Genomic DNA, 22,877 nt, shown 5'->3' with positions numbered 1-22,877 from the left:
CGGCGACATCGCCGCCGCGCTACACTCGCCGGGTGCGCACGTCCACCGAATCCCGGCTCGTCCCCGAGGCCGAATGGCGCGCCGCGGAGCGGGCGCACCGCGAACGGGCCGACGCCCTCTCGGCGGCGCACCGGGATCGGAGGCGACTCGGCGCATCGCACCCCGTCGAGGACTTCCTCTGGACCTACTACTCGATGAAGCCCGGGGAGCTGGCGCGCTGGCATCCCGGCTCGGGCCTGCGGCTCGCGGGCGCGGGGAGGGAGCGGGGCGGATGGCGGTACTACCGCAGCCGCGGCGCGGACGCGGAGCTCGACCTCGCGGGGTTCTTCGCGAAGCGGGGCGGCACGGTCGACTACGTCGAGCGGCTGCTCGCCGCGACGCTGGCCCACCCGCCGCGCTTCGCCTGCTTCGGTCTGCACGAGTGGGCGATGGTGTACCGCATGACGCCCGAGCAGCTGCGGCACGCCGCGCTGCCGCTCCGGATCGGGCACGCGGCGACGGATCGCGTCGTCGAGGAGCACCCCATCGCCTGCTCCCACTTCGACGCCTACCGCTTCTTCACCCCCGAGGCGGCGCCGCTCAACGCGCTCCGGCCGAGCCGCGAGGCGCAGCCGGAGCTCGAGCAGTCCGGATGCCTGCACGCCGGCATGGACGTCTACAAGTGGGCGGGCAAGCTCGGGCCGATCGTGCCGGGCGAGGTGCTGCTCGACGCCTTCGTCCTCGCCAGGGACATCCGCGAGGTCGACATGCGCGCCTCCCCCTACGACGTGCGCGGCTGGGCCGGCGCGGACGGGGTGCCGCTCGCTCCGATTCCCATCGAGGAGCCCGAGGGGAAGCGCGCGTACGCCCGTCTGCAGCGCGGCTTCGCCGCCCGCGGCGACGCGCTGCGCGTGCGCGTGCTCGACGCGATCGGAGCGGCGCGCGCGGCCCTCGTCGCCTGAGCGGCGCGGCTCAGAACAGGGTCGGAGCCGGCTCTCCCGGCGCGCTCGGCTCGGGCCCCGCGGCGACGGGCGCGGGCGAGGACCGCTCCAGCCCGTGCTTGCGGATGAGGGGGCGGATCCGCGCGGCGAGAGCCATGCGGTAGGACTGCGGCGCCCGGCTCGCGCTCCCCGGGTAGAGCGAGCGGTAGCTCGGCAGGAGCTCCGGGTGCTCGCGCTCGAGCCAGGCGAAGAACCAGGGCTTCACGTGGCTGCGCAGGTGCAGCGGCCCGTATATCACGGAGCGCGCTCCGGCCTCGCGGATGTCGCGGAGCAGCGCGTCGAGCTGCCCCGGGTCGTCGGTGAGATGGGGCAGCACGGGCATGAGGAACACGTCGGGGGCGAACCCCGCGTCCCGTGCGGCGGCGATGGTGGCGAGCCGCGCCCGCGTGCTCGGGGTCCCCGGCTCGATCGACTGCTGCAGCTCGGGGTCTCCCACGGCGATGGACATCGCGAGCGCGACCGGGACGCGTTCGGCGGCCTCGGCGAGCTGAGGCAGATCGCGGCGCAGCAGTGTGCCCTTCGTGAGGATCGAGAACGGTGTGCCGCTCCGCGCGAGCGCCGCGATGATCCCTGGCAGGAGCCGGTAGCGGCCCTCGGCCCGCTGGTAGGGGTCCGTGTTCGTGCCGAGCGCCACGCGAGCGCGCGCCCAGCTCGGTCGCGCGAGTTCGCGGCCGAGCACCTCGGCCACGTTCACCTTGACGACGAGCTGCGAGTCGAAGTCGCGGCCCGTGTCGAGCTCGAGGTAGCGGTGGGAGCCGCGCGCGAAGCAGTACACGCAGGCGTGGGAGCATCCGCGGTAGGGGTTCACCGTCCATGAGAACGGCATCGACGAGGCGCCCGGCACCCGATTGAGGGCGCTCTTCGCGAGCACCTCGTGGAAGACCAGCCCCGCGAACTCGGGAGCGCGCACGGTGCGCAGATGCCCGGGCAGCGCGGCGACCTCCGCGACGCCGAGCCCGGGCAGGGCGTCGTCGGTCGCCGTCACCCTCTGCCCGCTCCACCGCATGCGATCATTCGAACATATCTTCGAACGATGCGCAAGCGGGAGCGCTCGACCGGCTACTGCTCGGAGGCGATCCGGGTGTGGTGCTGGATGACCTCGGCGACCACGAAGTTGAACCACTTCTCCGCGAACTCGGGGTCGAGGTGCGCCTCCTCGGCGAGGCTGCGCAGCCGCGCGGTCTGCCGCGCCTCGCGCGCGGGATCGGAGGCGGGCATCTCGTGCTCCGCCTTCAGCCGCCCGACCTCCTGGGTGCACTTGAAGCGCTCGGCGAGCATGTGGATGAGCGCCGCGTCGATGTTGTCGATGCTCGAGCGCAGGCGGTCGAGCCGTTCCTGCGGCGTCGCCGTCATCGCCGCCGCCTCAGTCGAGCAGATCGTGGCGCACCACGACCTGCTCCCGCTCGGGGCCGACGCCGATGGCCGAGATGCGCGAGCCGCTCATCGCCTCGAGCGCCAGGATGTAGTCCTGCGCGTTCTGCGGAAGCTCCTCGAATCGTCGCGCACCCGAGATGTCCTCGTTCCAGCCGGGGAACTCCTCGTAGATCGGCGTCGCGTGGTGGAAATCGCTCTGGTTGACGGGCATCTCGTCGTGGCGCACCCCGTTCACGTCGTAGGCGACGCACACGGGGATCCGCTCGAGCCCGGAGAGCACGTCGAGCTTGGTGAGCACGAAGTCGGTCACCCCGTTGATGCGGGCGGCGTAGCGGGCGATCGGGGCGTCGTACCAGCCGCAGCGGCGGGGGCGACCGGTGGTCGTGCCGAACTCGAAGCCCTGGGTGCGCAGGTAGTCGCCCGACTCGTCGAAGAGCTCGGTGGGGAACGGCCCGGCGCCGACGCGCGTCGTGTAGGCCTTGACGACCGAGATCACCCGATCCAGCGCGTGGGGCGGCAGCCCCGATCCCGTGCTCGCGCCGCCCGCCGTCGCGTTCGACGAGGTCACGAACGGGTAGGTCCCGTGGTCGATGTCGAGCATGGTCGCCTGACCGGCCTCGAACAGCACCGTCCGCTCCGCGCGCATCGCCTCGTGGAGCAGCAGGCCGGTGTCGCAGACCATGGGCTCGAGCATCTCGCGGTAGCCGAGCAGGTCCTCGACCACCTCGTCCGCCGAGATGGCGCGACGGTTGTAGATCTTCACGAGCACCTGGTTCTTGAAGTCGAGGGCCGCCTCGACCTTCTGCCGCAGGATCCCCTCGTCGAAGATGTCCTGGATCCTGATCCCGACGCGGTTGATCTTGTCCGCGTAGGCGGGGCCGATCCCGCGCCCCGTCGTGCCGATCTGGCGCTTTCCGAGGAATCGCTCGGTGACCTTGTCGAGCGTCCGGTGGTAGGCCGTGATGACGTGCGCGTTCGCGCTCACCTTCAGCCGAGAGACGTCCACACCGCGGCCGCCGAGCGCGTCGAGCTCGCTCTTGAGCACCTCGAGATCGATGACCACGCCGTTCGAGATCACGGGCACGACCCCGGGGGTGAGGATGCCGGAGGGGAGCAGGTGGAGCGCGTACTTCTCCTCGCCGACCACGACCGTGTGGCCGGCGTTGTTGCCGCCGTTGAACTTCACGACGTAGTCGACGCGGCTGCCGAGCAGGTCGGTCGCCCGACCCTTGCCCTCGTCGCCCCACTGGGCACCGGTGATGAGCACTGCGGGCATTTCAGCCCCTTCCTTCGCGCACAGGCAATTACCGCCCCAGTCTAGCGAGGACCGTCCTCCGCGGTCATTCCGCCGTCGGAGCGGCCTCGATCTCCGCGATGGCGGCGGGGTCCGCGCCCTCGAGGAACTCGGTGAGCCGGACGACCTCGCCCTGCTCGCCGATCGCGGCGGCGGCGCGACGGAGCGCGTAGAGCGCGCGCAGCACGCCGCGGTTCGGCTCGTGCGCCCAGGGCACGGGGCCGGCTCCGCGCCAGCCGGCCTTCCGCAGGGCGTCGAGCCCGCGGTGGTAGCCCACGCGGGCGAAGGCGTAGGCCTCGATCTCGCGGCCCGCCGCGTCGGCGGCGTCGGCGAGGAGCGCCCAGGCGAGCGGCGATTCGGGGTGGGCGCGCACCACCGAGGCGGGGTCGCTCCCTGCGGCGAGCGCCGAGGCGACGGCGGCATCCTCCGCGAGCAGGGTGGGTTCGGGTCCGAGCAGGTTCTCACCGATCATGGCGCCAGTGTATCGGCGCGGGCGGGATCAGGCCTCCAGCCGCAGCGAGCCCAGGATCCGCTTGAGCGTCGCGTACTCCGCCGTGCCCGTGAACGCCTCAGCCGCGGCCGCATCGGGGAAGACGCGTCCCGGTGCGACGCTGTCGATCTGCAGGGCGTCGGCGAAGACGAGCGACCCCGCGGCCCCCTGCAGCAGGTTGTAGAACATGCAGGAGTCCTGCGGCCGATCGTTCGAGACCGCGAGCGTGCCGAGGGCGCCGTCCGGCAGCTCCGCGACCCGATAGACGACGCGGGGCGCCTCGAGCGGTCGTCCGAGCTGGTCGCTCGCCGCGGGCGCGAAGCCGGGGATCTCGAGCGGCGTCGCGTCGTGCTCGACGATGCGCAGCACCGGGAGGGCCGGCGTGCAGGCGCCGCCGAGTCCGGAGACCCGGTTCGCGAAGATCAGCCGCGTCGCGCCGGCGTCGTCTCGCACCGCGAGCTGCAGCATCCCGTCCTCGCTCGCGGCGACCTCCGCGACGCTCCACCCGGGAGGGATCTCGGAGGAGACGGGGCCCCGCGCGTCCGAGAACTCGGTCCAGGGATCCGGTGCCGCGCTCGGCCCGGCCGTGGGGGACGGCGCGGGAGCGGGCGTCGTCGCGCTCGGGGGTGCGGGCGTCGTCGCGCTCGATCCGGTCGTCGGCGAGGGATCCCCGGTCGATCCGGGCTCCGGGGCGCAGCCCGCGAGCGCCGCCGCGGCGAGGAGGGTGCCGAGCAGGATCGGCAGCAGCCGCGCGGCCACGGGAATCCTCAGCGGAAGTTGACGAACTGGAGGGCCACGTCGACGTCGGCCTCCTTGAGCAGCGCGATCGTCTGCTGCAGCTCGTCGCGGCTCTTCGACGAGACGCGGAGCTCGTCGCCCTGGATCTGCGATTTCACCGACTTGGGCGCCTCGTCGCGGATGAGCTTGTTCAGCTTCTTCGCGGTCGCCTGATCGATGCCCTCCTTGAGCTTCGCATCGATCCGGTACTCCTTGCCGCTCGCGTAGGGCTCGCCGGTGTCGAGCGCCTTGAGCGACAGGCCGCGCTTGATGAACTTCGACTGGAGCACATCGAGGACGGCGTTCGCGCGCTCCTCGGTGTTCGCCTTGATCTGAATGCTCTCACCCGAGAGCGTCACGTCCGCGCCGACGCCCTTGAAGTCGTAGCGCTGCTCGACCTCCTTGCGGGCCTGGTTCACCGCGTTCTCGACCTCCATGGAATCGATCTTGCTCACCACGTCAAACGAAGAATCAGCCATGGCTCCAGCCTAGCGGAGCCCCGCCGAGCGCGGCCGTCCGATCCGCCCGCCCGATCGCTCGATCGCTCGCCCGATCGATCGCTCGATCCGCGCCCGTTCGATCCGCGCCCGTTCGATCCTCGCCCGTTCGATCCTCGCCCGTTCGATCCTCGCCCGTTCGCTCCGATCCAACCCCGTCGCCGCAACCCCGGCCCGTTCTCCCGCGCCCCACGATCCGGGTCACTCCCGCACGCACCAGCGGATCCGGGTCACTTCCGCACGCACCAGCGGATCCAGGTCGCTTCCGCACCGCGATCCGGGTCGCTTCCGCACCGCGATCCGGGTCGCTTCCGCACCCGCGATCCGGGTCGCTCAGGCAGGGTGCGCGGGGTGCGGACCCTGCCGGAGCGACCCGGATCGTTCGGGGGTCGAAGCCTCGGGCCCAGGGGCCGAAGGCCCGGGGCCCGAGGCCGAAAGGGGCACTGGGCTCCAGGGCCCGGGGTCCAGCCCCCGGGCCCCGGGTCAGCGGACGGATGCGCGGCGCATCGCGAACCATGTGCCTACGAGGGAGACCAGGATGATCGCGACGGCGGCGAGTGCCAGGCCCCCGCGGGTGATGGCCCCGAAGATCTCCCCGAGCTGCGGTGCGAGCGCCAGCAGCGACAGGGCGAGCACCAGGCCGAGGCCGAGGCCGAGGATCGTCGGCCCCTTGGGGCCGAAGCGCACCCACACCGCCGCGAACACGCCGCCGACCGTGAGGCAGAAGAGCACGCCGAGGAAGGCGGTCACGCCGAGCACCAGCGGATCCCCGGCGCCGACGACGTTCACATCGAGCACATACGCCCCCACGAACCAGTGGTTGGTGGCAAACTCGAGACCGAGCAGCGCGAGCAGCAGCACGGTGATGTATACCGCGTGCAGCATGTTGGCGATCATGGTGCCCGCGATGTAGTCGCGACGGGTGAAGCCGAGCGCGAGCCCGAAGGGGTAGGTCGTCGAGACGGCCTGCACCCCGTAGTAGACGAGGAAACCGGGAAGCGACCAGAGGATCGCCTGATTCCAGCGAGCGCCCTCGACGTACTCCGGCGAGTTCGCGTCCATGCCCGTGGCGCGGAGGATCGCGATCTGGATGATGATCGTCACCACCATGACGATCCCGAGGATGCCGAGCGGGGTGAGCACCACGGTGTTCCACTTGTTGAGGTGCAGCCGTGCCACGGTGAGCGAGCGGTTCATGAGAGGCTCCTTTCCTGGCGCGCGTCGATCGTCTCGGCGCCGCCCTCCGTTCCGGATCCGCCGAGCGCGGCGGCGTCGCCATCCGCGAGCCCGTAGGCGGCGACCAGCTCCTGCAGGGAGACCGGGCTGAGCTCGAGCCCGAGGCGCGCGGCCTCGGCGCGCTCCTCGGCGTCGAGGCGGCCTTCCACGATCACGGTGGCGAGGCCGCCGAGCGCGCGGTGGGAGAGGATCCGCCGCCCGCGGGCGAAGGCCTCGATGTCCGCCGCGCGACCCGCGAGCTGCGCGGCGCTGCCGCGCAGCTCGTCGACGTCGGCGTCGCGGATGACGCGTCCCCGGTCGAGCACGACCACGCGCTCGAGGAGCCGATCCATCTCGTCGATGAGGTGCGTCGAGAGGATGATGGTGCGCGGATGCTCGGCGTAGTCGCGCAGCAGCTCGTCGTAGAAGACGTGCCGCGCCGTCGCGTCGAGGCCGAGGTAGGGCTCGTCGAAGAAGGTCACGGGGGCGCGGGAGGCGAGCCCGAGCACGATGCCGAGGGCCGAGAGCTGGCCCCGGGAGAACTTCTTCACGATCGGCTTCGTCGGCAGGCGGAACTGCGCGATGAGCCGATCCGCGGTCGCCTGGGACCATCCGGGATAGCTGAACGAGGCCGCGCGGATCACGTGGCGCAGCTTGTAGTCGTCCGGGTAGCGCTGGTTGTCGCGCACGAAGCACATCCGCGCGAGGACGTCGGCGTGCTCGAAGGGCTCGCGTCCGCCGACGGAGATCGAGCCCGAACTCGGCCGATCCTGCGCCGTGATGAGCGACATGAGCGTGGTCTTCCCCGCGCCGTTGCGCCCCAGGAGGCCGGTGATCGCGTTCTCCCGGATGTCGAGCGTGACATCGTCGAGGGCGGCGGCGCCGCGATAGCGCCGGGTGAGCCCTCGGACCTCGATGGCTGCTGCGGTCATGATGTTGCCTCCTGATCTTCCCGATCGGTGTGTGCGGTGCGTGGGGATCCCGACGGGTCGTGCGCCGGATCCGTCTCCTCGACGAGCCTGACGACGTCCCGCGTGGTGAGGCCGAGCGCCTGGGCCTCGGCGAGGAGCGGTTCGAGATAGCGCTCGGCGAACTCGCGCCGGCGCTCCTCGGCGATGCGGGCCCGCGCGCCGTCGGCGACGAACATGCCGATGCCGCGCTTCTTGAAGAGGACGCCGCGGTCGACGAGCAGGTTGACGCCCTTGCCTGCCGTCGCGGGGTTGATGCGATGGAACGCCGCGAACTCGTTCGTCGACGGCACCTGGTCGCCCTCGGCGTACACCCCCCGCAGCACGTCGTCCGCGATGCGGTCGGCGATCTGCAGGAAGATCGGCCGCGATTCGTCCAGCATGCGCGCCTCCTCGTTGCCTGGTTCATTACTTCACTAATGAACCTAGACACCGGAGCGGGGAATGTCAAGCGTCGATGTCGCGACGACACGGCGATGCGGCGGGACGCGGTCAGGCGACAGCACGGGACGCGACGAGGTCGGGCGGCCCCGCGGCGCTCCCGCACGGGCCCGCCCCCGGGTATGGTGAGCAGCAGGCCGCCGGATGCCGCGGCGGCGCGATCCGAAGGAGTATCCGCGACATGCCCGCTTCGCCCGACCGCCTCACCGTCAACCCGCTCCATCGCCGCAGCGGCGATCCCGACAGCATCTCCAAGCACCGTCTCGCCGAGACGGGCATGGAGCCGCTCACCGCGTTCCACGCCGTGCGAGACGAGACGATGCTCGACGGTAACGCCCGGCTCAACCTTGCAACCTTCGTCACCACCTGGATGGACGACGAGGCCGACGAGCTCTACCGCGGCGCCTTCGACAAGAACATGATCGACAAGGACGAGTACCCGCAGACGGCCGCCATCGAGCAGTACTGCCAGCGCATCATCGCCGACCTCTGGCACGCCCCCGATCCGGACGCCGCCCCGGCCACCTCGACCGTCGGATCGAGCGAGGCGTGCATGCTCGCCGGCATCGCGCTCAAGCGCCGCTGGCAGCACCGCCGCGAGGCCGCCGGCGCTGACACGGCGCGACCGAACCTCGTCATGTCGAGCGCGGTGCAGGTGTGCTGGGAGAAGTTCTGCAACTACTTCGAGGTGGAGGCGCGCTTCGTGCCCGTGAGCGCCGAGCACCCGGTACTCGACGGCCCCGGCCTCGCCGATGCCGTGGACGAGCGGACCATCGGCGTCGTCGGCATCCTCGGAGTCACGTACACCGGGGCCTACGAGCCGATCGCCGAGCTGCAGCGCGCGCTCGACGCGATCGAGCGGGATCGCGGACTCGACATCCCCATCCACGTCGACGCCGCATCGGGCGGGATGATCGCCCCGTTCCTGCAACCGGAGCTCGCATGGGACTTCCGCCTGCCTCGCGTCGCCTCGATCAACACCTCCGGTCACAAGTACGGCCTCGTCTACCCCGGCCTCGGCTGGGTGGTGTGGCGGGACGCCGACGCGCTGCCGGAGTCGATGGTCTTCCGCGTCAGCTACCTCGGCGGGGACACCCCGACCCTCGCGCTGAACTTCTCGCGCCCGGGCGCGCAGGTGCTGCTGCAGTTCTACCTCTTCCTGCGGCTGGGTCGCGCGGGCTACACGGAGGTGCAGGGCGAATCGCAGCGCGTCGCCATGCACCTCTCCTCGGCGATCGGGGCCATGGCCGCATTCGAGCTCGTGAGCGACGGATCGACGATCCCCGTCTTCGCCTGGCGGCTGCGCGAGGGGCACTCCGAGAACTGGACCCTCTACGACCTCTCCGATCGGCTGCGGATGCGCGGCTGGCTCGTGCCGGCCTACCCGATGCCCGCGGATCTCGAGGAGACGACGGTGCAGCGGATCGTGGTGCGCAACGGCCTCACGATGGATCTCGCGGAGTCGCTGCTCGACGTGGTGCGCGAGGAGGTCGCCTACCTCGACGCGCTGGAGAGCCCGCTCCCGCGGCCGACCTCCGGCCAGGCGTTCGCCCACTGACGCGGCCGGATCCGCGACCGGATCCGTTCGGAGATCCATCGCGGGATCCGTTGCGGGTTCCATTGCGGGAGTTCATCTGATGAAGTAGCGTGAGGATGGTCGGCCCCGCGCGACGACCTCCGGACCGCGGCGCGCCGGCACCGCGACGCCCGCAGCCCGAAGGAATCCGCATGCCCTCCAGCAACATCGCCGTCAGCCACGCCGCGAGCGGTCTCGTCACCGCTCGGGTCGCGCGCGCGGAACGCATCACCCCGCACATGGCCCGCCTCACGCTCGCCGGGCCGGAGCTCGAGCGCTGGAGGCATCTCGGCTTCGACCAGTGGTTCCGGCTCGCGATCCCCGTCGCCGGCGACCGCACCCGCTTCGACCGGCTCTCGGATCGCTTCGACATGCGCGGCTACCTGCGCTATCTGACGCTGCCGAAGGCGAGCCGCCCCGAGATCCGCAACTACACGGTGCGCCGCTTCCGCCCGGACGGCGCCGCGGGCCCCGAGCTCGACATCGATTTCGTGGTGCACGGCGAGTCGACCGACGGCGTCGCAGCCGCCGGAGACGCCGGCGCGGCGCGCGACGCGGACGCGGCGGGAGGCGCGGATGGCGGAGTGGCCGGCCCCTGGGCCGCCTCGCTCCCCGTCGGCGCGCACGTCGCGCTCATCGATCAGGGCTGCGGCTACCGCCCCGTCGCAGACGCGACGCGGGTCGTCCTCGCCGGCGATGAGAGCGCGCTCCCCGCGGTGCTCGGGATCCTGCGCGACCTTCCGCGCGACGCCGTCGGCGACGCGATCATCGAGGTGCCCGACGACGCCGATCGCCAGCCCGACGACGCCCCGGAGGGAGTGCGGCTGCAGTGGGTGGCCCGATCGCCCGGCGCGCGGCCCGGCGCCGCGGCGCTCGACGCGCTCACCGCGCTCCCGCAGTGGTCCGAGCCGGTCTCGGCCTTCGTCGCCGGCGAGCAGCAGCTCGCCGCGGGCGGTCGACGCCATCTCGTCGGGGAGCGCGGCGTGCCGAAGTCCGCGGTGGACTTCTGCGGCTACTGGCGGCAGGGCAAGCGCGCGGCCTGACCCGGGGGACCGCGCGAACTACACCGGTGTAATTCTTATCCACAGGCGCACGGCGCCTGTGGGGAACCCCGAGAATATGGCGCGGAAGCGGCCGCGAGCCTCCGCTCGGAGGCGCGGAATCACGGGCTTCGTCACCGTCGAGCGTCACGAATGACACCGGTGTAATTTATCCACAGGCGAGGGCTCGCCCCCGGTGAGGCCTGTGGAGAAGCTCGTTCCGCACGCGATGCGTCAGAGGAGGCCCAGCTCCATGGCGCGCGTCACGGCACGCGTGCGATCGGAGACCTCGAGCTTCTCGAAGACATGCAGCAGATGGGTCTTCACGGTCGACTCCCCGATGCTGAGGCGACCCGCGATCCCCGGGTTGCTGCAGCCTTCGGCGACGAGCCGGAGGATCTCGCGCTCGCGCGGCGTGAGCACGGGCACGGGATCCGCGGCCGTCGCGGCGCCGCCGGCGGCGCGCGCCACGAGCGCCGCCGCGATCGAGGGGGCCAGCACGGTCTGACCGGCGGCGACCGCCCGGATCCCGGCGGCGAGCTCTTCGGCCGGCGCCGCCTTCACGAGGTAGCCGCTCGCGCCCGCCTCGATCGCGGCGAGGATCTGGTCGTCCGCCTCATAGGTCGTGAAGACGAGCACCCGCGGCGCAGGGCCCGTCTCCGTGCGCACGAGCCGCCGGGTGGCCTCGACGCCGCCGATGCCGGGCATCCGGAGATCCATGAGCACGACGTCCGGCCGCTCGCGCCCGCTCAGCTCGAGCGCCTCCTCCCCCGACGCCGCCTCGGCCACGATCGCGAAGTCGGGCTCGGTGTCGAGCAGTCCGACGATGCCGGCGCGCACGATCGGGTGATCGTCGACGACCAGGACGCGGATCATGCGGTGGCCTCAGCATCGCCCGCCGGCGGGAGACCGTCCGAGGCGGCGCGCGGCGCGCCGCCGACGGCGACGCCACGGGTCCCGGCTGCCGACCGGCGCACCGCTGGCTCTCCGGCCGGCGCTCCGGGCGCCGCCTCGAGCCGCACCTCGAGCCGGGATCCGCGCTCGGGTCCCGGCCCGAAGACGACCGATCCGCCGACCGCCCGCACCCGGTCGCCGAGCCCGCTGAGCCCGAAGCCGCCCGACTCCGCGGCTCCCGGCCCCACCCCGTCGTCGTCGATCCGCAGCAGCGTACCGCCCGCCGCCGCCGCGCGCAGCTCGACGCGCACGCGCGCGGCACGGGCGTGCCGGCGCGCATTGGCGAGCCCCTCCTGCACGGCGCGCAGCAGCACCACCTGTCGCTCCCGGTCGAGCTCGAGCGGCGCCAGCGCGCAGCTCACCTCGAGCCCGGCGTCCGCGCGGAGGCGCGCGGCGATGCGCGCGACGGCGGCCTCGAGCCCGCCGTCGCCCAGCGGCTGCGTCGTGGCGACGAGCGCGCGGGCCTCGCTCACGGCCTCCCGCGCGGCCTCGCAGGTCCGGCCGATCCGGTCCCGCGCCCGCGCGTCGTCGCCCGCGTCGAGCGCCCGCCCGGCCTGCTCGCTGAGCATGACGAGACCCGTGAGCGTCTGCGTGAGGGTGTCGTGCAGATCCCGCGACATCCGCTCGCGCTCGGCGGAGGCCCCCGCCGCCTGCGAGAGCGCGGCGACCTCGCCCTGCGACGCCCGCAGCTCCTCGAGGAGGTACCGGTACCGCTCGCCCTGCGCGAAGACCCGGGTGATCCAGGTCCCCATGACCACCGCGAAGACGAAGGAGAGCAGCACGATCGCCGCGACCGCGACGTAGCCGTCCGGGGCGTCCGCCCGCACGAAGGTCGTGAGAAGTCCGGCCCCGACCGCGAGTGCGAGCGCAGCGCTCCACAGGACGGCGTCCCGGTACCGCGCCACGATCGTCCACACGATGGGGTAGGCGATCGCCTGCAGGGTCGCATAGCTCGTGGCGACCGCCGTCGCGAGGCCGACGAGCACCACGAGCCCGCAGAGGAACACCAGGTCGCGCCGGTGCATGCGCTCCTCGCGGATCCCGCGCAGGATCGCGGCGCGGCCGAGTGCGGCATACCAGGCCGCGAGCACGAGCAGCGGCCAGAGGATGCGGAGCAGTGCTCCGAAGGCGAGTCCTGCCGGATCCTCGCCGAGCGAGGTGTACAGGCCGATCGCCGCCATGGCCGCGACGGTCGCGGCGAAGCCGACGTCCCAGCCGAGCAGGGGACGCCGTCTGGCGTCGACGGTCCCGTCCATGCACTCAGCCTCTCACGAACCGGCGACGCCGGCGCCCGACCGGGTCACGACCGCCGCTGCCAGCGGAAGGTGAGCAGGCTGACGACGACGCCGACCACCAGCCACACGGCGAGATTGAGCGCGACGAGGCCGAGGTCCCAGGCCCCGGACTGCTCGACGGCGGCGAACTGCTCCGGGAGGAAGACGCTCCGCATGCCCTGGGCCAGCCACTTCAGCGGGAAGATCCCCGCGATGTTCTGCAGCCAGTCCGGGAGCATCGTGAACTGCAGGTAGACGCCGGAGACGAACTGCAGCAGCAATACGATCGGCAGCACGACCGCCGTGGCGCTCCGCGAGGATCGGGGCACCGCCGACAGCGCGATCCCGAGCGCCGTCATGGTCGCGATCCCGAGCAGGAAGAGCCAGCCGAGACGCAGCCACGCCTCGGGCTCCCCGGGCAGCTCCACACCGAGCGCGAAGCGCGCGAAGAGCAGCAGCAGCGCCAGCTGCGCGAGCGAGGTGATCGCGACGAGCCCGGCCTTGCCGAGGAAGTAGCCGACGGGCGAGAGCGGCGTGCCGCCGAGTCGGCGCAGCCATCCCTCGCTCTTCTCCCGGGCGATGTCGACCGCGAGGTTCTGCACGCCGCCGAGCAGCAGGCCTGCCGCGGCGAGCCCCGGCAGGTAGTAGGCGGCCATGGAGATGCCGCCGCTGCCGTCCTCGCGCGCGCCGATGTCGCCCATCGATTGGAAGGCGACGCCGAAGATCCCGAGCATGAGGATGGGGAACAGGAAGGTGAAGAACACGGTGTCGGGGGTGCGGAAGTAGCCGCGGAGCTCGAGCCGCACCGCCGACAGCCCGGATTTCAGGATCGGGGGCGCCGCGGCGCCCGAGCGCCCGCCGCCCGGGCTCGCCGCCGTCGTGCGCTGCGTCGTCGTGCTCATCGTTCCGCTCCCGTCATCGTCTGCGTGCGCGTCTCTGCGGCGCTCCCCGTCTGCAGTCCGGCCGGGCCGACCCCGTCGCGCGCGGCGCCGGAGTCCTCTCCGCCGTCCGCGAGCATGCCGAGGTAGATCTCCTCGAGGCTCGGCCGCCGCACCTCCAGTTCGGCCGGTTCGGCGAGGCCTCCGGCCGCGGCTTCCGCGCAGAGCCGGCCGACGAGCGCACCGGGGGTCTCGCTCCGCTCCTCGTGCCGCACGCCGTGCGCGTCCCGCCAACGGACGAGCGGCGTGCGGGCCTCGGCCCCGCCGAGTTCGGCCGGGGGCGCCTCGGCGACGATGCGCCCGCCGCTGAGCACGCCCACGCGGTCGGCGAGATGGGCGGCCTCGTCGAGGTAGTGGGTCGTGAGCAGGATCGCGGTGCCGGTTCCGCTGAGCCCCGAGAGCATCTCCCAGAACATCCTCCTGGCCTCGGGATCGAAGCCGGTGGTCGGCTCGTCGAGGAACAGGAGCCTCGGACGCCCCACGATCCCGAGCGCGACGTCGAGACGGCGCTGCTGACCGCCCGAGAGCTTCGCGGCGCGGACGCCGGCGCGGTCCTCGAGCCCCACGAGCGCGAGCACCTCGTCGACGCCCAGCGGCTCGGGGTACAACGCCCCGAAATGGGCGATGAGCTCGCGCGGTGTGTAGGGGCCGAGATCCCCGGTGCTCTGCGCGACGATGCCGATCCGCGACTTCCAGCCCCGCGGCGCGGTGAGCGGATCGGCGCCGAGCACGGCGACCTCGCCGCCGCTCGGCCGCCGCACGCCCTCGAGGATCTCGATCGCGGTGCTCTTGCCCGCGCCGTTGGGGCCGAGCAGGGCGTAGGTCTCGCCGGCGGCGATCTCGAGGTCGACGCCCCGGAGGATCTCGCGATCGCCGTAGCGCTTGCGCAATCCCCGCGTGCGCACCGCGGGGACGGGTTCTGAGGCGTGTCCGGGAAGTGTCATGCCTCCAGTGTGCCGGGCGGATCCGCCGGCCGGCAGCGGTCGGTCGAGTGATTCCGGGGTCCACCGATCGGTGGATGGCCGGGCGTCGCGCCGCCGGGCACGGCGGGGCCGCCCTGCGGTATATTCGGACATATCTCAACTTTGGATGGAGTGCACCATGACCGATGAGCTTCCGCCCCGCTCGCTGCCGGCCCCGTTCGACGGCATGCTGCGCGCGCGGCGTCCGACGGGGATCGTCATGGCGCTCGTCGTCGTCGTCCTCTCGGGCATCGTGCTCTCGCTGCCCGCCATCGCGCAGGCGATCGCGTTCGCTGCGGACGCCATCGCCACGGGGGTGCGGCCGGATCGGGCCGCGCTCGTCGCCGCGTTCGGGGGGCCCGGCGGCACGCTCCTCGGCCTCTTCTCGTTCGCCCTCGCCGCGCTGCTCATCCTGCTGTGGGTGCGGGTGAAGGAGCGGCGCCCCATCTCGAGCCTCGGCTTCGCGGGCGGTGCCCGGCGCGCGACCGGCCAGGCGCTGCGCGGGGCGGCCCTGGCGCTGGCGATGATGCTCGTCTGCGTCATCGTCCCCGTCGTGAGCGGCGATGCCGCACTCACCTGGACCGCGCCGCGGCTCGGGATCGCGGGCATCGGCTTCGTGCTGCTGATGCTCCTCGGCTTCCTGCTGCAGGGGTCGACCGAGGAGCTCGTCACGCGAGGCTTCCTCTCCCAGGCCGTCGCGCGGCGCTGGGGGCTCATCGCGGCGGCCGCGGTGCAGACCGTCGTGTTCGCCGCACTGCACGGGGCGAACACCGGCATGGGCGTGCTGCCGTTCGTGAATCTGCTGCTGTTCGCCCTCTTCGCCTTCGGTGTGGCGTTCTCGGACGGCGCGCTGTGGGGCATCTGCGCCTTCCACGGCGTCTGGAACTGGGCCCAGGGAAACCTGTTCGGCGTCGCCGTCTCCGGCAATGCCGCGGGCGACTCCGTCTTCGGTTTCATCCCCGCTGACGGCTCCGCCGCGCTGCTCACGGGCGGTACTTTCGGGATCGAGGGCAGTATCGTGACGACGCTCGTCTACCTCGCCGGCATCGGACTGGTCCTCGCACGCCTGCGGCGCTCGCGGCGCGGCGCGCTCCCGCTTCCGCTCCCGGCGTAGTCTGGGGAGGTGACCGCTTCAGCCCCTCCCGCGCACCGATCCTTCGCCTCCGACAATTGGGCCGGTGCGCATCCTGAAGTCCTCTCCGCCATCGCCGCCGCGAATGTCGGGCACGCCCCCGCGTACGGCGGGGACGCGTGGACGGCGGAGCTCGGCGAGCTCGTGCGCGGGCTCTTCGGCGCAGGGGCCGAGGTCTTCCCCGTCTTCAACGGGACCGGCGCCAATGTGCTCGCGCTCCAGGCCGCGCTGCCGCGCTGGGGTGCGGTGATCTGCGCGCAGACCGCCCACATCAACACCGACGAGACCGGTGCGCCGGAGAAGGTGGGCGGCCTGAAGCTGCTGCCCGTCGCGAGCCCCGACGGCAAGCTGACACCGGAGCTGGTCGCGCGCGAGGCCTGGGGGTGGGGCAACGAGCATCGCGCGGAGCCGCTGGTCGTCTCCATCTCGCAGAGCACGGAGCTCGGCACCTGCTACCGGCTCGAGGAGATCCGCGCGCTCGCCGACGCGACGCACGCCGCCGACATGCTCCTGCACGTCGACGGCTCCCGGCTCGGCAACGCGGCCGCGCATCTCGGCGTGACGCTCGGCGGGCTCACGAGCGAGCTCGGCGTCGATCTGCTGAGCCTCGGCGGCACGAAGAACGGGCTCATCGGCGCGGAGGCCGTCGTCGTGCTCCGCCCCGACGCGGCTCCCGGGCTGCCGTATCTCCGGAAGATGAACCTGCAGCTCGGGTCCAAGATGCGCTTCGCCTCGGCGCAGCTGCTCGCGCTCTACTCGGGGGAACTGTGGCGGCGCTCGGCGATTCACGCGAATGCGATGGCCGCTCGACTCGCCTCGGGGATTTCCGCACTCGCACAGGCGCGGCCGGAGGACGGGTTCGGGATCGCCCACGCGGTCGAGTCGAACGCGGTCTTCGCGCGGTTCCCCGAGGCCTCGGCCGAACGCGCGCGCCGGGCCTTCGCCTTCGGCGGCTGGCCGACCGAGCCGGGCCTCTTCCGGCTCATGTGCGCTTTCGACACGACCCCCGAGGACGTGGACGCCCTGCTCGCGGTGCTCTGAGGGGCGCAGGGGGGCCGTTGCCGCCCCCGCGCCCGGCCGTTCGGGTGTGTGCGGTGGTGGGCACACACAAAAAAAGGGGGGTGTCGTGTCCCCGACCCGACACTCTTGTCGGACCAGAACACGACACCCCCCACAAAGGGTGTCCGGCGGTGTCCTACTCTCCCACGAGGTCCCCCTCGCAGTACCATCGGCGCTGTCAGCCTTAGCTTCCGGGTTCGGAATGTGACCGGGCGTTTCCCTGACGCTATAACCACCGTAACGCTATCAACATATCAACCACCCACCCCCACACACGAGCATGAGGGGTTGGTGTGGCCGTCCGTTGGGAACCACAAAGTGAACGCGAACATCATCGTTAGAAAAAACTCATGCACCCACCCAACAATAGGGGGGTGAAGAAATCAAGTCATCGGCTTATTAGTACCAGTCAGCTCCACACGTCACCATGCTTCCACATCTGGCCTATCAACCCAGTCATCTCCTGGGAGCCTCACACACCCAAAGGGTGTACGGAGATCTCATCTCGAGGCCGGCTTCCCGCTTAGATGCTTTCAGCGGTTATCCATCCCGAACGTAGCCAACCAGCCATGCCCTTGGCAGAACAACTGGCACACCAGAGGTCCGTCCAACCCGGTCCTCTCGTACTAGGGTCAGATCCTCTCAAATCTCCAACGCGCGCAGAGGATAGGGACCGAACTGTCTCACGACGTTCTAAACCCAGCTCGCGTACCGCTTTAATGGGCGAACAGCCCAACCCTTGGGACCAACTCCAGCCCCAGGATGCGACGAGCCGACATCGAGGTGCCAAACCATGCCGTCGATATGGACTCTTGGGCAAGATCAGCCTGTTATCCCCGAGGTACCTTTTATCCGTTGAGCGACAGCGCTTCCACAAGCCACTGCCGGATCACTAGTCCCGACTTTCGTCCCTGCTCGACCTGTCAGTCTCACAGTCAAGCTCCCTTGTGCACTTACACTCGCCACCTGATTGCCAACCAGGTTGAGGGAACCTTTGGGCGCCTCCGTTACTTTTTGGGAGGCAACCGCCCCAGTTAAACTACCCACCAGGCACTGTCCCAGAACCCGATCAGGGTCCGTAGTTAGATATCCAATATGACCAGAGTGGTATTTCAACAACGACTCCACCAACACTAGCGTGCCAGCTTCACAGTCTCCCACCTATCCTACACAAGCCACACCGAACACCAATACCAAGCTGTAGTAAAGGTCACGGGGTCTTTCCGTCCTTCTGCGCGTAACGAGCATCTTTACTCGTAGTGCAATTTCGCCGAGTTCACGGTGGAGACAGCTGGGAAGTCGTTACGCCATTCGTGCAGGTCGGAACTTACCCGACAAGGAATTTCGCTACCTTAGGATGGTTATAGTTACCACCGCCGTTTACTGGGGCTTAAATTCAAAGCTTCGGACCAAAGCCCTAACCTCTCCTCTTAACCTTCCAGCACCGGGCAGGCGTCAGTCCGTATACATCCACTTGCGTGTTGGCACGGACCTGTGTTTTTAGTAAACAGTCGCTTCCCACTGGTCTCTGCGGCCACCACACCCTTTCCCGCGCACGGCGGTATAAGCGGGTGGCCCCCTTCTCCCGAAGTTACGGGGGCATTTTGCCGAGTTCCTTCACCATGATTCTCTCGATCTCCTGAGTATTCTCTACCTGACCACCTGAGTCGGTTTGGGGTACGGGCAACAATGAACCTCACGTCGATGCTTTTCTTGGCAGCATAGGATCACCTGCTTCCCCATACGGGTCCGCATCACATCTCACCCACACAGAACGAACTGTTCATCCGCTCCGGGCTACATGCTTACACCGGGACAACCATCGCCCGGCACAGGCTACCTTCCTGCGTCACACCTCACGCTCACCACCCCAGCATCGGGTTCACAGCCGCCACCCAGGCATCACCCGAAGGATCCACCCAAGCATTGGTTTGTTTAGCACTACTGGTTAGGTCTTTGACGGTCCACCGCCGGTACGGGAATATCAACCCGTTGTCCATCGACTACGCCTGTCGGCCTCGCCTTAGGTCCCGACTTACCCAGGGCAGATTAGCTTGACCCTGGAACCCTTGGTCTTCCGGAGGACGGGTTTCTCACCCGTCTTTCGCTACTCATGCCTGCATTCTCACTCGTGTGGCATCCACGACTGGATCACTCCGCCGCTTCACTCGCCACACGACGCTCTCCTACCCATCCAACGAACTGAACCACGAAGGCTTGTCTATACGCTGAATGCCGCAACTTCGGTGGTGTGCTTGAGCCCCGTTACATTGTCGGCGCGGAATCACTTGACCAGTGAGCTATTACGCACTCTTTCAAGGGTGGCTGCTTCTAAGCCAACCTCCTGGTTGTCACAGCAACTCCACATCCTTTTCCACTTAGCACACGCTTAGGGACCTTAGTTGGCGATCTGGGTTGTTTCCCTCTCGACTATGAAGCTTATCCCCCACAGTCTCACTGCTGCGCTCTCACTTACCGGCATTCGGAGTTTAGCTGACGTCAGTAACCTTGTAGGGCCCATCGGCCATCCAGTAGCTCTACCTCCGGCAAGAAACACGCAACGCTGCACCTAAATGCATTTCGGAGAGAACCAGCTATCACGAAGTTTGATTGGCCTTTCACCCCTATCCACAGCTCATCCCCTCAGTTTTCAACCTAAGTGGGTTCGGCCCTCCACGACGTCTTACCGTCGCTTCAGCCTGGCCATGGATAGATCACTTCGCTTCGGGTCTAGGACATGCGACTGAATCGCCCTATTCAGACTCGCTTTCGCTACGGCTACCCCACACGGGTTAACCTCGCCACATATCGCTAACTCGCAGGCTCATTCTTCAAAAGGCACGCCGTCACACCAACAAGGGTGCTCCGACGGATTGTAAGCAAACGGTTTCAGGTACTCTTTCACTCCCCTCCCGGGGTACTTTTCACCTTTCCCTCACGGTACTAGTCCGCTATCGGTCATCTGGGAGTATTTAGGCTTATCAGGTGGTCCTGACAGATTCACACGGGATTTCTCGGGCCCCGTGCTACTTGGGATACACACCACGCGGCCAAGGCATTTCGCGTACGGGACTCTCACCCACTCCGGCCATCCCTTCCAAGATGTTCCGCTATACCTTGACGCTCACGCTCGGAGATCAGCAGCTCTCCACGGCACGTCCCACAACCCCGATGATGCAACCCCTGCCAGGTATCACACACCACCGGTTTAGCCTCATCCGGTTTCGCTCGCCACTACTCCCGGAATCACATGTTGTTTTCTCTTCCTGTGGGTACTGAGATGTTTCACTTCCCCACGTTCCCTCTACCCGCCCTATATATTCAGGCGGGAGTCACCAGGTACGCACGCGCCCTGGCGGGGTTTCCCCATTCGGAAATCCTCGAATCACAGCCCGTTTATCGGCTCCCCGAGGCTTATCGCAGATTACTACGTCCTTCTTCGGCTCCAGATGCCAAGGCATCCACCGTTTGCTCTTAGAAACTTGAAATCACATAAGTATTCAGAAACACGCACCACACACCAACACCCACCCAAACAGGCGACCATCAATGCGGGCACGACCAATGAAATAAATCTAAGTATTCAACACCACCCCGCAAAACAGGATGATGTTGAGATGCTCGCGTCCACTGTGTAGTTCTCAACGTACGGTCAGTCCCGACCCGCCCGGCAACACGTCCGAACAGCCCGGGCCAGAAAACCAAGTCCACCCACACCCCCACAAGGAGGCACAAGCCGGCTGGGCTTCCAGGACCCAATAATGCGCACCCGAAAAAACAAACCCCGTCACACACCCACACGTTCCATCCCCCCGCCCGAAGACGAGAAGAGTACTAGCACAGGCGAGAAACCAAGCTCGCTCGTTGATGTATGTTCCACCCATGAGCGTCTCCGTGTCACACGAACGGCGACAACCGGGACATTCTGCGCAACCCCCAACAGGGTCACGAGTGCTCCTTAGAAAGGAGGTGATCCAGCCGCACCTTCCGGTACGGCTACCTTGTTACGACTTAGTCCTAATCACCAGTCCCACCTTCGACAGCTCCCTCCCACAAGGGGTTAGGCCACCGGCTTCGGGTGTTACCGACTTTCATGACTTGACGGGCGGTGTGTACAAGGCCCGGGAACGTATTCACCGCAGCGTTGCTGATCTGCGATTACTAGCGACTCCGACTTCATGGGGTCGAGTTGCAGACCCCAATCCGAACTGAGACCGGCTTTTTGGGATTCGCTCCACCTTACGGTATCGCAGCCCTTTGTACCGGCCATTGTAGCATGCGTGAAGCCCAAGACATAAGGGGCATGATGATTTGACGTCATCCCCACCTTCCTCCGTGTTGACCACGGCAGTATCCCATGAGTTCCCACCATCACGTGCTGGCAACATAGGACGAGGGTTGCGCTCGTTGCCGGACTTAACCGAACATCTCACGACACGAGCTGACGACAACCATGCACCACCTGTATAGAAGTGTCCAAAGAGTTGACGATCTCTCGCCCGTTCTTCTACATGTCAAGCCTTGGTAAGGTTCTTCGCGTTGCATCGAATTAATCCGCATGCTCCGCCGCTTGTGCGGGCCCCCGTCAATTCCTTTGAGTTTTAGCCTTGCGGCCGTACTCCCCAGGCGGGGAACTTAATGCGTTAGCTACGACACAGAACCCGTGGAACAGGCCCTACATCTAGTTCCCAACGTTTACGGCATGGACTACCAGGGTATCTAATCCTGTTCGCTCCCCATGCTTTCGCTCCTCAGCGTCAGTTACGGCCCAGAGATCTGCCTTCGCCATCGGTGTTCCTCCTGATATCTGCGCATTCCACCGCTACACCAGGAATTCCAATCTCCCCTACCGCACTCTAGCCTGCCCGTACCCACTGCAGGCCCGGGGTTGAGCCCCGGGATTTCACAGCAGACGCGACAAGCCGCCTACGAGCTCTTTACGCCCAATAATTCCGGACAACGCTTGCACCCTACGTATTACCGCGGCTGCTGGCACGTAGTTAGCCGGTGCTTTTTCTCCAGGTACCGTCACCTCACGGCTTCTTCCCTGACAAAAGAGGTTTACAACCCGAAGGCCGTCATCCCTCACGCGGCGTTGCTGCATCAGGCTTGCGCCCATTGTGCAATATTCCCCACTGCTGCCTCCCGTAGGAGTCTGGGCCGTGTCTCAGTCCCAGTGTGGCCGGTCACCCTCTCAGGCCGGCTACCCGTCGTCGCCATGGTGAGCCGTTACCCCACCATCAAGCTGATAGGCCGCGAGCCCATCCATGTCCGATAAATCTTTCCACCCACACACCATGCGGTGATGGGACATATCCAGTATTAGACGCCGTTTCCAGCGCTTATCCCAGAGACATGGGCAGGTTACTCACGTGTTACTCACCCGTTCGCCACTCATCCACCCGAGCAAGCTCGGGCTTCAGCGTTCGACTTGCATGTGTTAAGCACGCCGCCAGCGTTCGTCCTGAGCCAGGATCAAACTCTCCGTAAAAAAACAGTGCAACCCCGGGCAGCGGAATAAGCCACCCACACGGGTCACGAGTTCGAACTGGCAACAGAAACCATCAAACTGACAGTCTCGTTATCCAAAAAAGGAATCACCCACACCCACACCCCAAAAGGGTCCGGGTGACGGGGATAAAACATATTGGCATACACCAATTTCAAGTGCACACTATTGAGTTCTCAAAGACCAGACACCACCCGTCACCCCCAACCAAGGAGGCTCCGAACAGCAACCTGTCCAACTTACCACCACTCCCCGCTCACCGCAAGTCCGAAGATCTTGCCGCAGAGCGCGAGTCATTCCCGTCTCTGCGAGAGACGAGCACCTGGTGGTGAGATCGGAAACACTATCTTAGTCACTCGGGCAGGACTCTTCAAGTCCCGACCGGGTGATCTGCGTG

At 68.2% G+C, this 22,877-nt stretch carries 18 protein-coding genes and 3 rRNA genes; 5 read left to right on the top strand and 16 right to left on the bottom strand.

Annotated features, from left to right (window positions below; genetic code table 11):
* Positions 1-32: 32 nt before the first annotated feature.
* Positions 33-941, top strand: coding sequence for a 3-methyladenine DNA glycosylase (locus MUN78_RS00195; protein ID WP_244727995.1), 909 nt, complete (start codon positions 33-35; stop codon positions 939-941).
* A gap of 10 nt (positions 942-951) precedes the next feature.
* Here the strand turns inward: MUN78_RS00195 and MUN78_RS00190 are convergent, their stop codons facing one another.
* The 9 genes from MUN78_RS00190 to MUN78_RS00150 all read right to left on the bottom strand — a co-directional run bounded on the left by MUN78_RS00190 (position 952) and on the right by MUN78_RS00150 (position 7,978).
* Complete coding sequence (locus tag MUN78_RS00190) at positions 952-1,986, bottom strand: Rv2578c family radical SAM protein (protein WP_244727993.1); 1,035 nt, start codon at positions 1,984-1,986, stop codon at positions 952-954.
* 53 nt (positions 1,987-2,039) lie between these two features.
* On the bottom strand, positions 2,040-2,333 hold the full coding sequence (locus MUN78_RS00185; RefSeq protein ID WP_244692340.1) for a chorismate mutase: 294 nt from the start codon (positions 2,331-2,333) through the stop codon (positions 2,040-2,042).
* A 10-nt stretch (positions 2,334-2,343) separates the two neighbouring features.
* Positions 2,344-3,630: an adenylosuccinate synthase gene (locus MUN78_RS00180; RefSeq protein ID WP_244692339.1), complete on the bottom strand. Its 1,287-nt coding sequence runs from the start codon at positions 3,628-3,630 to the stop codon at positions 2,344-2,346.
* 64 nt (positions 3,631-3,694) lie between these two features.
* Positions 3,695-4,120, bottom strand: coding sequence for a DUF3151 family protein (locus MUN78_RS00175; RefSeq protein WP_244727991.1), 426 nt, complete (start codon positions 4,118-4,120; stop codon positions 3,695-3,697).
* Between the two features lie 27 nt (positions 4,121-4,147).
* Positions 4,148-4,897 (bottom strand): hypothetical protein, encoded by a 750-nt coding sequence (locus MUN78_RS00170; RefSeq protein ID WP_244727989.1) that lies wholly within the window; start codon positions 4,895-4,897, stop codon positions 4,148-4,150.
* 8 nt (positions 4,898-4,905) lie between these two features.
* Positions 4,906-5,394: a YajQ family cyclic di-GMP-binding protein gene (locus MUN78_RS00165; RefSeq protein WP_244692336.1), complete on the bottom strand. Its 489-nt coding sequence runs from the start codon at positions 5,392-5,394 to the stop codon at positions 4,906-4,908.
* A gap of 501 nt (positions 5,395-5,895) precedes the next feature.
* Positions 5,896-6,609: a hypothetical protein gene (locus MUN78_RS00160; RefSeq protein ID WP_244692335.1), complete on the bottom strand. Its 714-nt coding sequence runs from the start codon at positions 6,607-6,609 to the stop codon at positions 5,896-5,898.
* Positions 6,606-7,559 carry an ABC transporter ATP-binding protein gene (locus MUN78_RS00155; protein ID WP_244692334.1) on the bottom strand — a complete coding sequence of 318 codons (954 nt, stop codon included), beginning with the start codon at positions 7,557-7,559 and terminating at the stop codon, positions 6,606-6,608. Before MUN78_RS00155 ends, MUN78_RS00160 begins: the two co-directional genes overlap by 4 nt.
* Positions 7,556-7,978 carry a GntR family transcriptional regulator gene (locus tag MUN78_RS00150; RefSeq protein ID WP_244692333.1) on the bottom strand — a complete coding sequence of 141 codons (423 nt, stop codon included), beginning with the start codon at positions 7,976-7,978 and terminating at the stop codon, positions 7,556-7,558. Before MUN78_RS00150 ends, MUN78_RS00155 begins: the two co-directional genes overlap by 4 nt.
* A gap of 239 nt (positions 7,979-8,217) precedes the next feature.
* On the opposite strand from MUN78_RS00150, the gene gad reads away from it, so the two are divergent.
* Both gad and MUN78_RS00140 read left to right on the top strand, forming a co-directional pair.
* Positions 8,218-9,594 (top strand): glutamate decarboxylase, encoded by a 1,377-nt coding sequence (gene gad / locus MUN78_RS00145; protein WP_244727987.1) that lies wholly within the window; start codon positions 8,218-8,220, stop codon positions 9,592-9,594.
* Between the two features lie 170 nt (positions 9,595-9,764).
* Positions 9,765-10,655: a siderophore-interacting protein gene (locus MUN78_RS00140; RefSeq protein WP_244727986.1), complete on the top strand. Its 891-nt coding sequence runs from the start codon at positions 9,765-9,767 to the stop codon at positions 10,653-10,655.
* Between the two features lie 231 nt (positions 10,656-10,886).
* Here the strand turns inward: MUN78_RS00140 and MUN78_RS00135 are convergent, their stop codons facing one another.
* Genes MUN78_RS00135 through MUN78_RS00120 form a run of 4 tightly spaced genes read right to left on the bottom strand, consistent with a single transcriptional unit; the run spans position 10,887 to position 14,762 of the window.
* Positions 10,887-11,528 carry a response regulator gene (locus MUN78_RS00135; protein WP_244727984.1) on the bottom strand — a complete coding sequence of 214 codons (642 nt, stop codon included), beginning with the start codon at positions 11,526-11,528 and terminating at the stop codon, positions 10,887-10,889.
* Complete coding sequence (locus tag MUN78_RS00130) at positions 11,525-12,862, bottom strand: sensor histidine kinase (RefSeq protein ID WP_244727982.1); 1,338 nt, start codon at positions 12,860-12,862, stop codon at positions 11,525-11,527. The genes MUN78_RS00135 and MUN78_RS00130 overlap by 4 nt, the downstream gene beginning before the upstream one ends.
* A gap of 44 nt (positions 12,863-12,906) precedes the next feature.
* Positions 12,907-13,782 carry an ABC transporter permease gene (locus tag MUN78_RS00125; protein WP_244727980.1) on the bottom strand — a complete coding sequence of 292 codons (876 nt, stop codon included), beginning with the start codon at positions 13,780-13,782 and terminating at the stop codon, positions 12,907-12,909.
* On the bottom strand, positions 13,779-14,762 hold the full coding sequence (locus tag MUN78_RS00120) for an ABC transporter ATP-binding protein (RefSeq protein ID WP_244727978.1): 984 nt from the start codon (positions 14,760-14,762) through the stop codon (positions 13,779-13,781). The genes MUN78_RS00125 and MUN78_RS00120 overlap by 4 nt, the downstream gene beginning before the upstream one ends.
* 157 nt (positions 14,763-14,919) lie before the next feature.
* Between MUN78_RS00120 and MUN78_RS00115 the strand changes: the two genes are divergently transcribed.
* Both MUN78_RS00115 and MUN78_RS00110 read left to right on the top strand, forming a co-directional pair.
* A complete protein-coding gene (locus MUN78_RS00115) occupies positions 14,920-15,894 on the top strand; it encodes a CPBP family intramembrane glutamic endopeptidase (RefSeq protein WP_244727977.1) in 975 nt (324 codons plus the stop codon).
* Between the two features lie 9 nt (positions 15,895-15,903).
* Complete coding sequence (locus MUN78_RS00110; RefSeq protein WP_244727975.1) at positions 15,904-16,953, top strand: threonine aldolase family protein; 1,050 nt, start codon at positions 15,904-15,906, stop codon at positions 16,951-16,953.
* 141 nt (positions 16,954-17,094) lie between these two features.
* On the opposite strand, the gene rrf is transcribed toward MUN78_RS00110, so the two are convergent.
* The 3 genes from rrf to MUN78_RS00095 form a co-directional block, all read right to left on the bottom strand.
* Positions 17,095-17,211, bottom strand: a 5S ribosomal RNA gene (gene rrf, locus MUN78_RS00105).
* Between the two features lie 139 nt (positions 17,212-17,350).
* Positions 17,351-20,459, bottom strand: a 23S ribosomal RNA gene (locus MUN78_RS00100).
* A gap of 474 nt (positions 20,460-20,933) precedes the next feature.
* Positions 20,934-22,462 (bottom strand): 16S ribosomal RNA (locus tag MUN78_RS00095).
* Together the 16S, 23S and 5S rRNA genes form the textbook arrangement of a ribosomal RNA operon.
* Positions 22,463-22,877: the final 415 nt, after the last annotated feature.

It is taken from the genome of Leucobacter allii, from assembly GCF_022919155.1.
In the GTDB taxonomy this organism is placed as follows: domain Bacteria; phylum Actinomycetota; class Actinomycetes; order Actinomycetales; family Microbacteriaceae; genus Leucobacter; species Leucobacter allii.
The sequence above is the reverse complement of the archived record's forward strand: the minus strand, read 5'-3'. Positions and strand labels throughout refer to the sequence as shown.

Bases quoted from the DNA above. Each gene is read 5' to 3' on its own strand.
- MUN78_RS00190 (WP_244727993.1), bottom strand. From the start codon at position 1,986: ATGCGGTGGAGCGGGCAGAGGGTGACGGCGACCGACGACGCCCTGCCC.
- MUN78_RS00185 (WP_244692340.1), bottom strand. From the start codon at position 2,333: ATGACGGCGACGCCGCAGGAACGGCTCGACCGCCTGCGCTCGAGCATC.
- MUN78_RS00180 (WP_244692339.1), bottom strand. From the start codon at position 3,630: ATGCCCGCAGTGCTCATCACCGGTGCCCAGTGGGGCGACGAGGGCAAG.
- MUN78_RS00175 (WP_244727991.1), bottom strand. From the start codon at position 4,120: ATGATCGGTGAGAACCTGCTCGGACCCGAACCCACCCTGCTCGCGGAG.
- MUN78_RS00165 (WP_244692336.1), bottom strand. From the start codon at position 5,394: ATGGCTGATTCTTCGTTTGACGTGGTGAGCAAGATCGATTCCATGGAG.
- MUN78_RS00160 (WP_244692335.1), bottom strand. From the start codon at position 6,609: ATGAACCGCTCGCTCACCGTGGCACGGCTGCACCTCAACAAGTGGAAC.
- MUN78_RS00155 (WP_244692334.1), bottom strand. From the start codon at position 7,559: ATGACCGCAGCAGCCATCGAGGTCCGAGGGCTCACCCGGCGCTATCGC.
- MUN78_RS00150 (WP_244692333.1), bottom strand. From the start codon at position 7,978: ATGCTGGACGAATCGCGGCCGATCTTCCTGCAGATCGCCGACCGCATC.
- gad (WP_244727987.1), top strand. From the start codon at position 8,218: ATGCCCGCTTCGCCCGACCGCCTCACCGTCAACCCGCTCCATCGCCGC.
- MUN78_RS00140 (WP_244727986.1), top strand. From the start codon at position 9,765: ATGCCCTCCAGCAACATCGCCGTCAGCCACGCCGCGAGCGGTCTCGTC.
- MUN78_RS00135 (WP_244727984.1), bottom strand. From the start codon at position 11,528: ATGATCCGCGTCCTGGTCGTCGACGATCACCCGATCGTGCGCGCCGGC.
- MUN78_RS00130 (WP_244727982.1), bottom strand. From the start codon at position 12,862: ATGGACGGGACCGTCGACGCCAGACGGCGTCCCCTGCTCGGCTGGGAC.
- MUN78_RS00125 (WP_244727980.1), bottom strand. From the start codon at position 13,782: ATGAGCACGACGACGCAGCGCACGACGGCGGCGAGCCCGGGCGGCGGG.
- MUN78_RS00120 (WP_244727978.1), bottom strand. From the start codon at position 14,762: ATGACACTTCCCGGACACGCCTCAGAACCCGTCCCCGCGGTGCGCACG.
- MUN78_RS00115 (WP_244727977.1), top strand. From the start codon at position 14,920: ATGACCGATGAGCTTCCGCCCCGCTCGCTGCCGGCCCCGTTCGACGGC.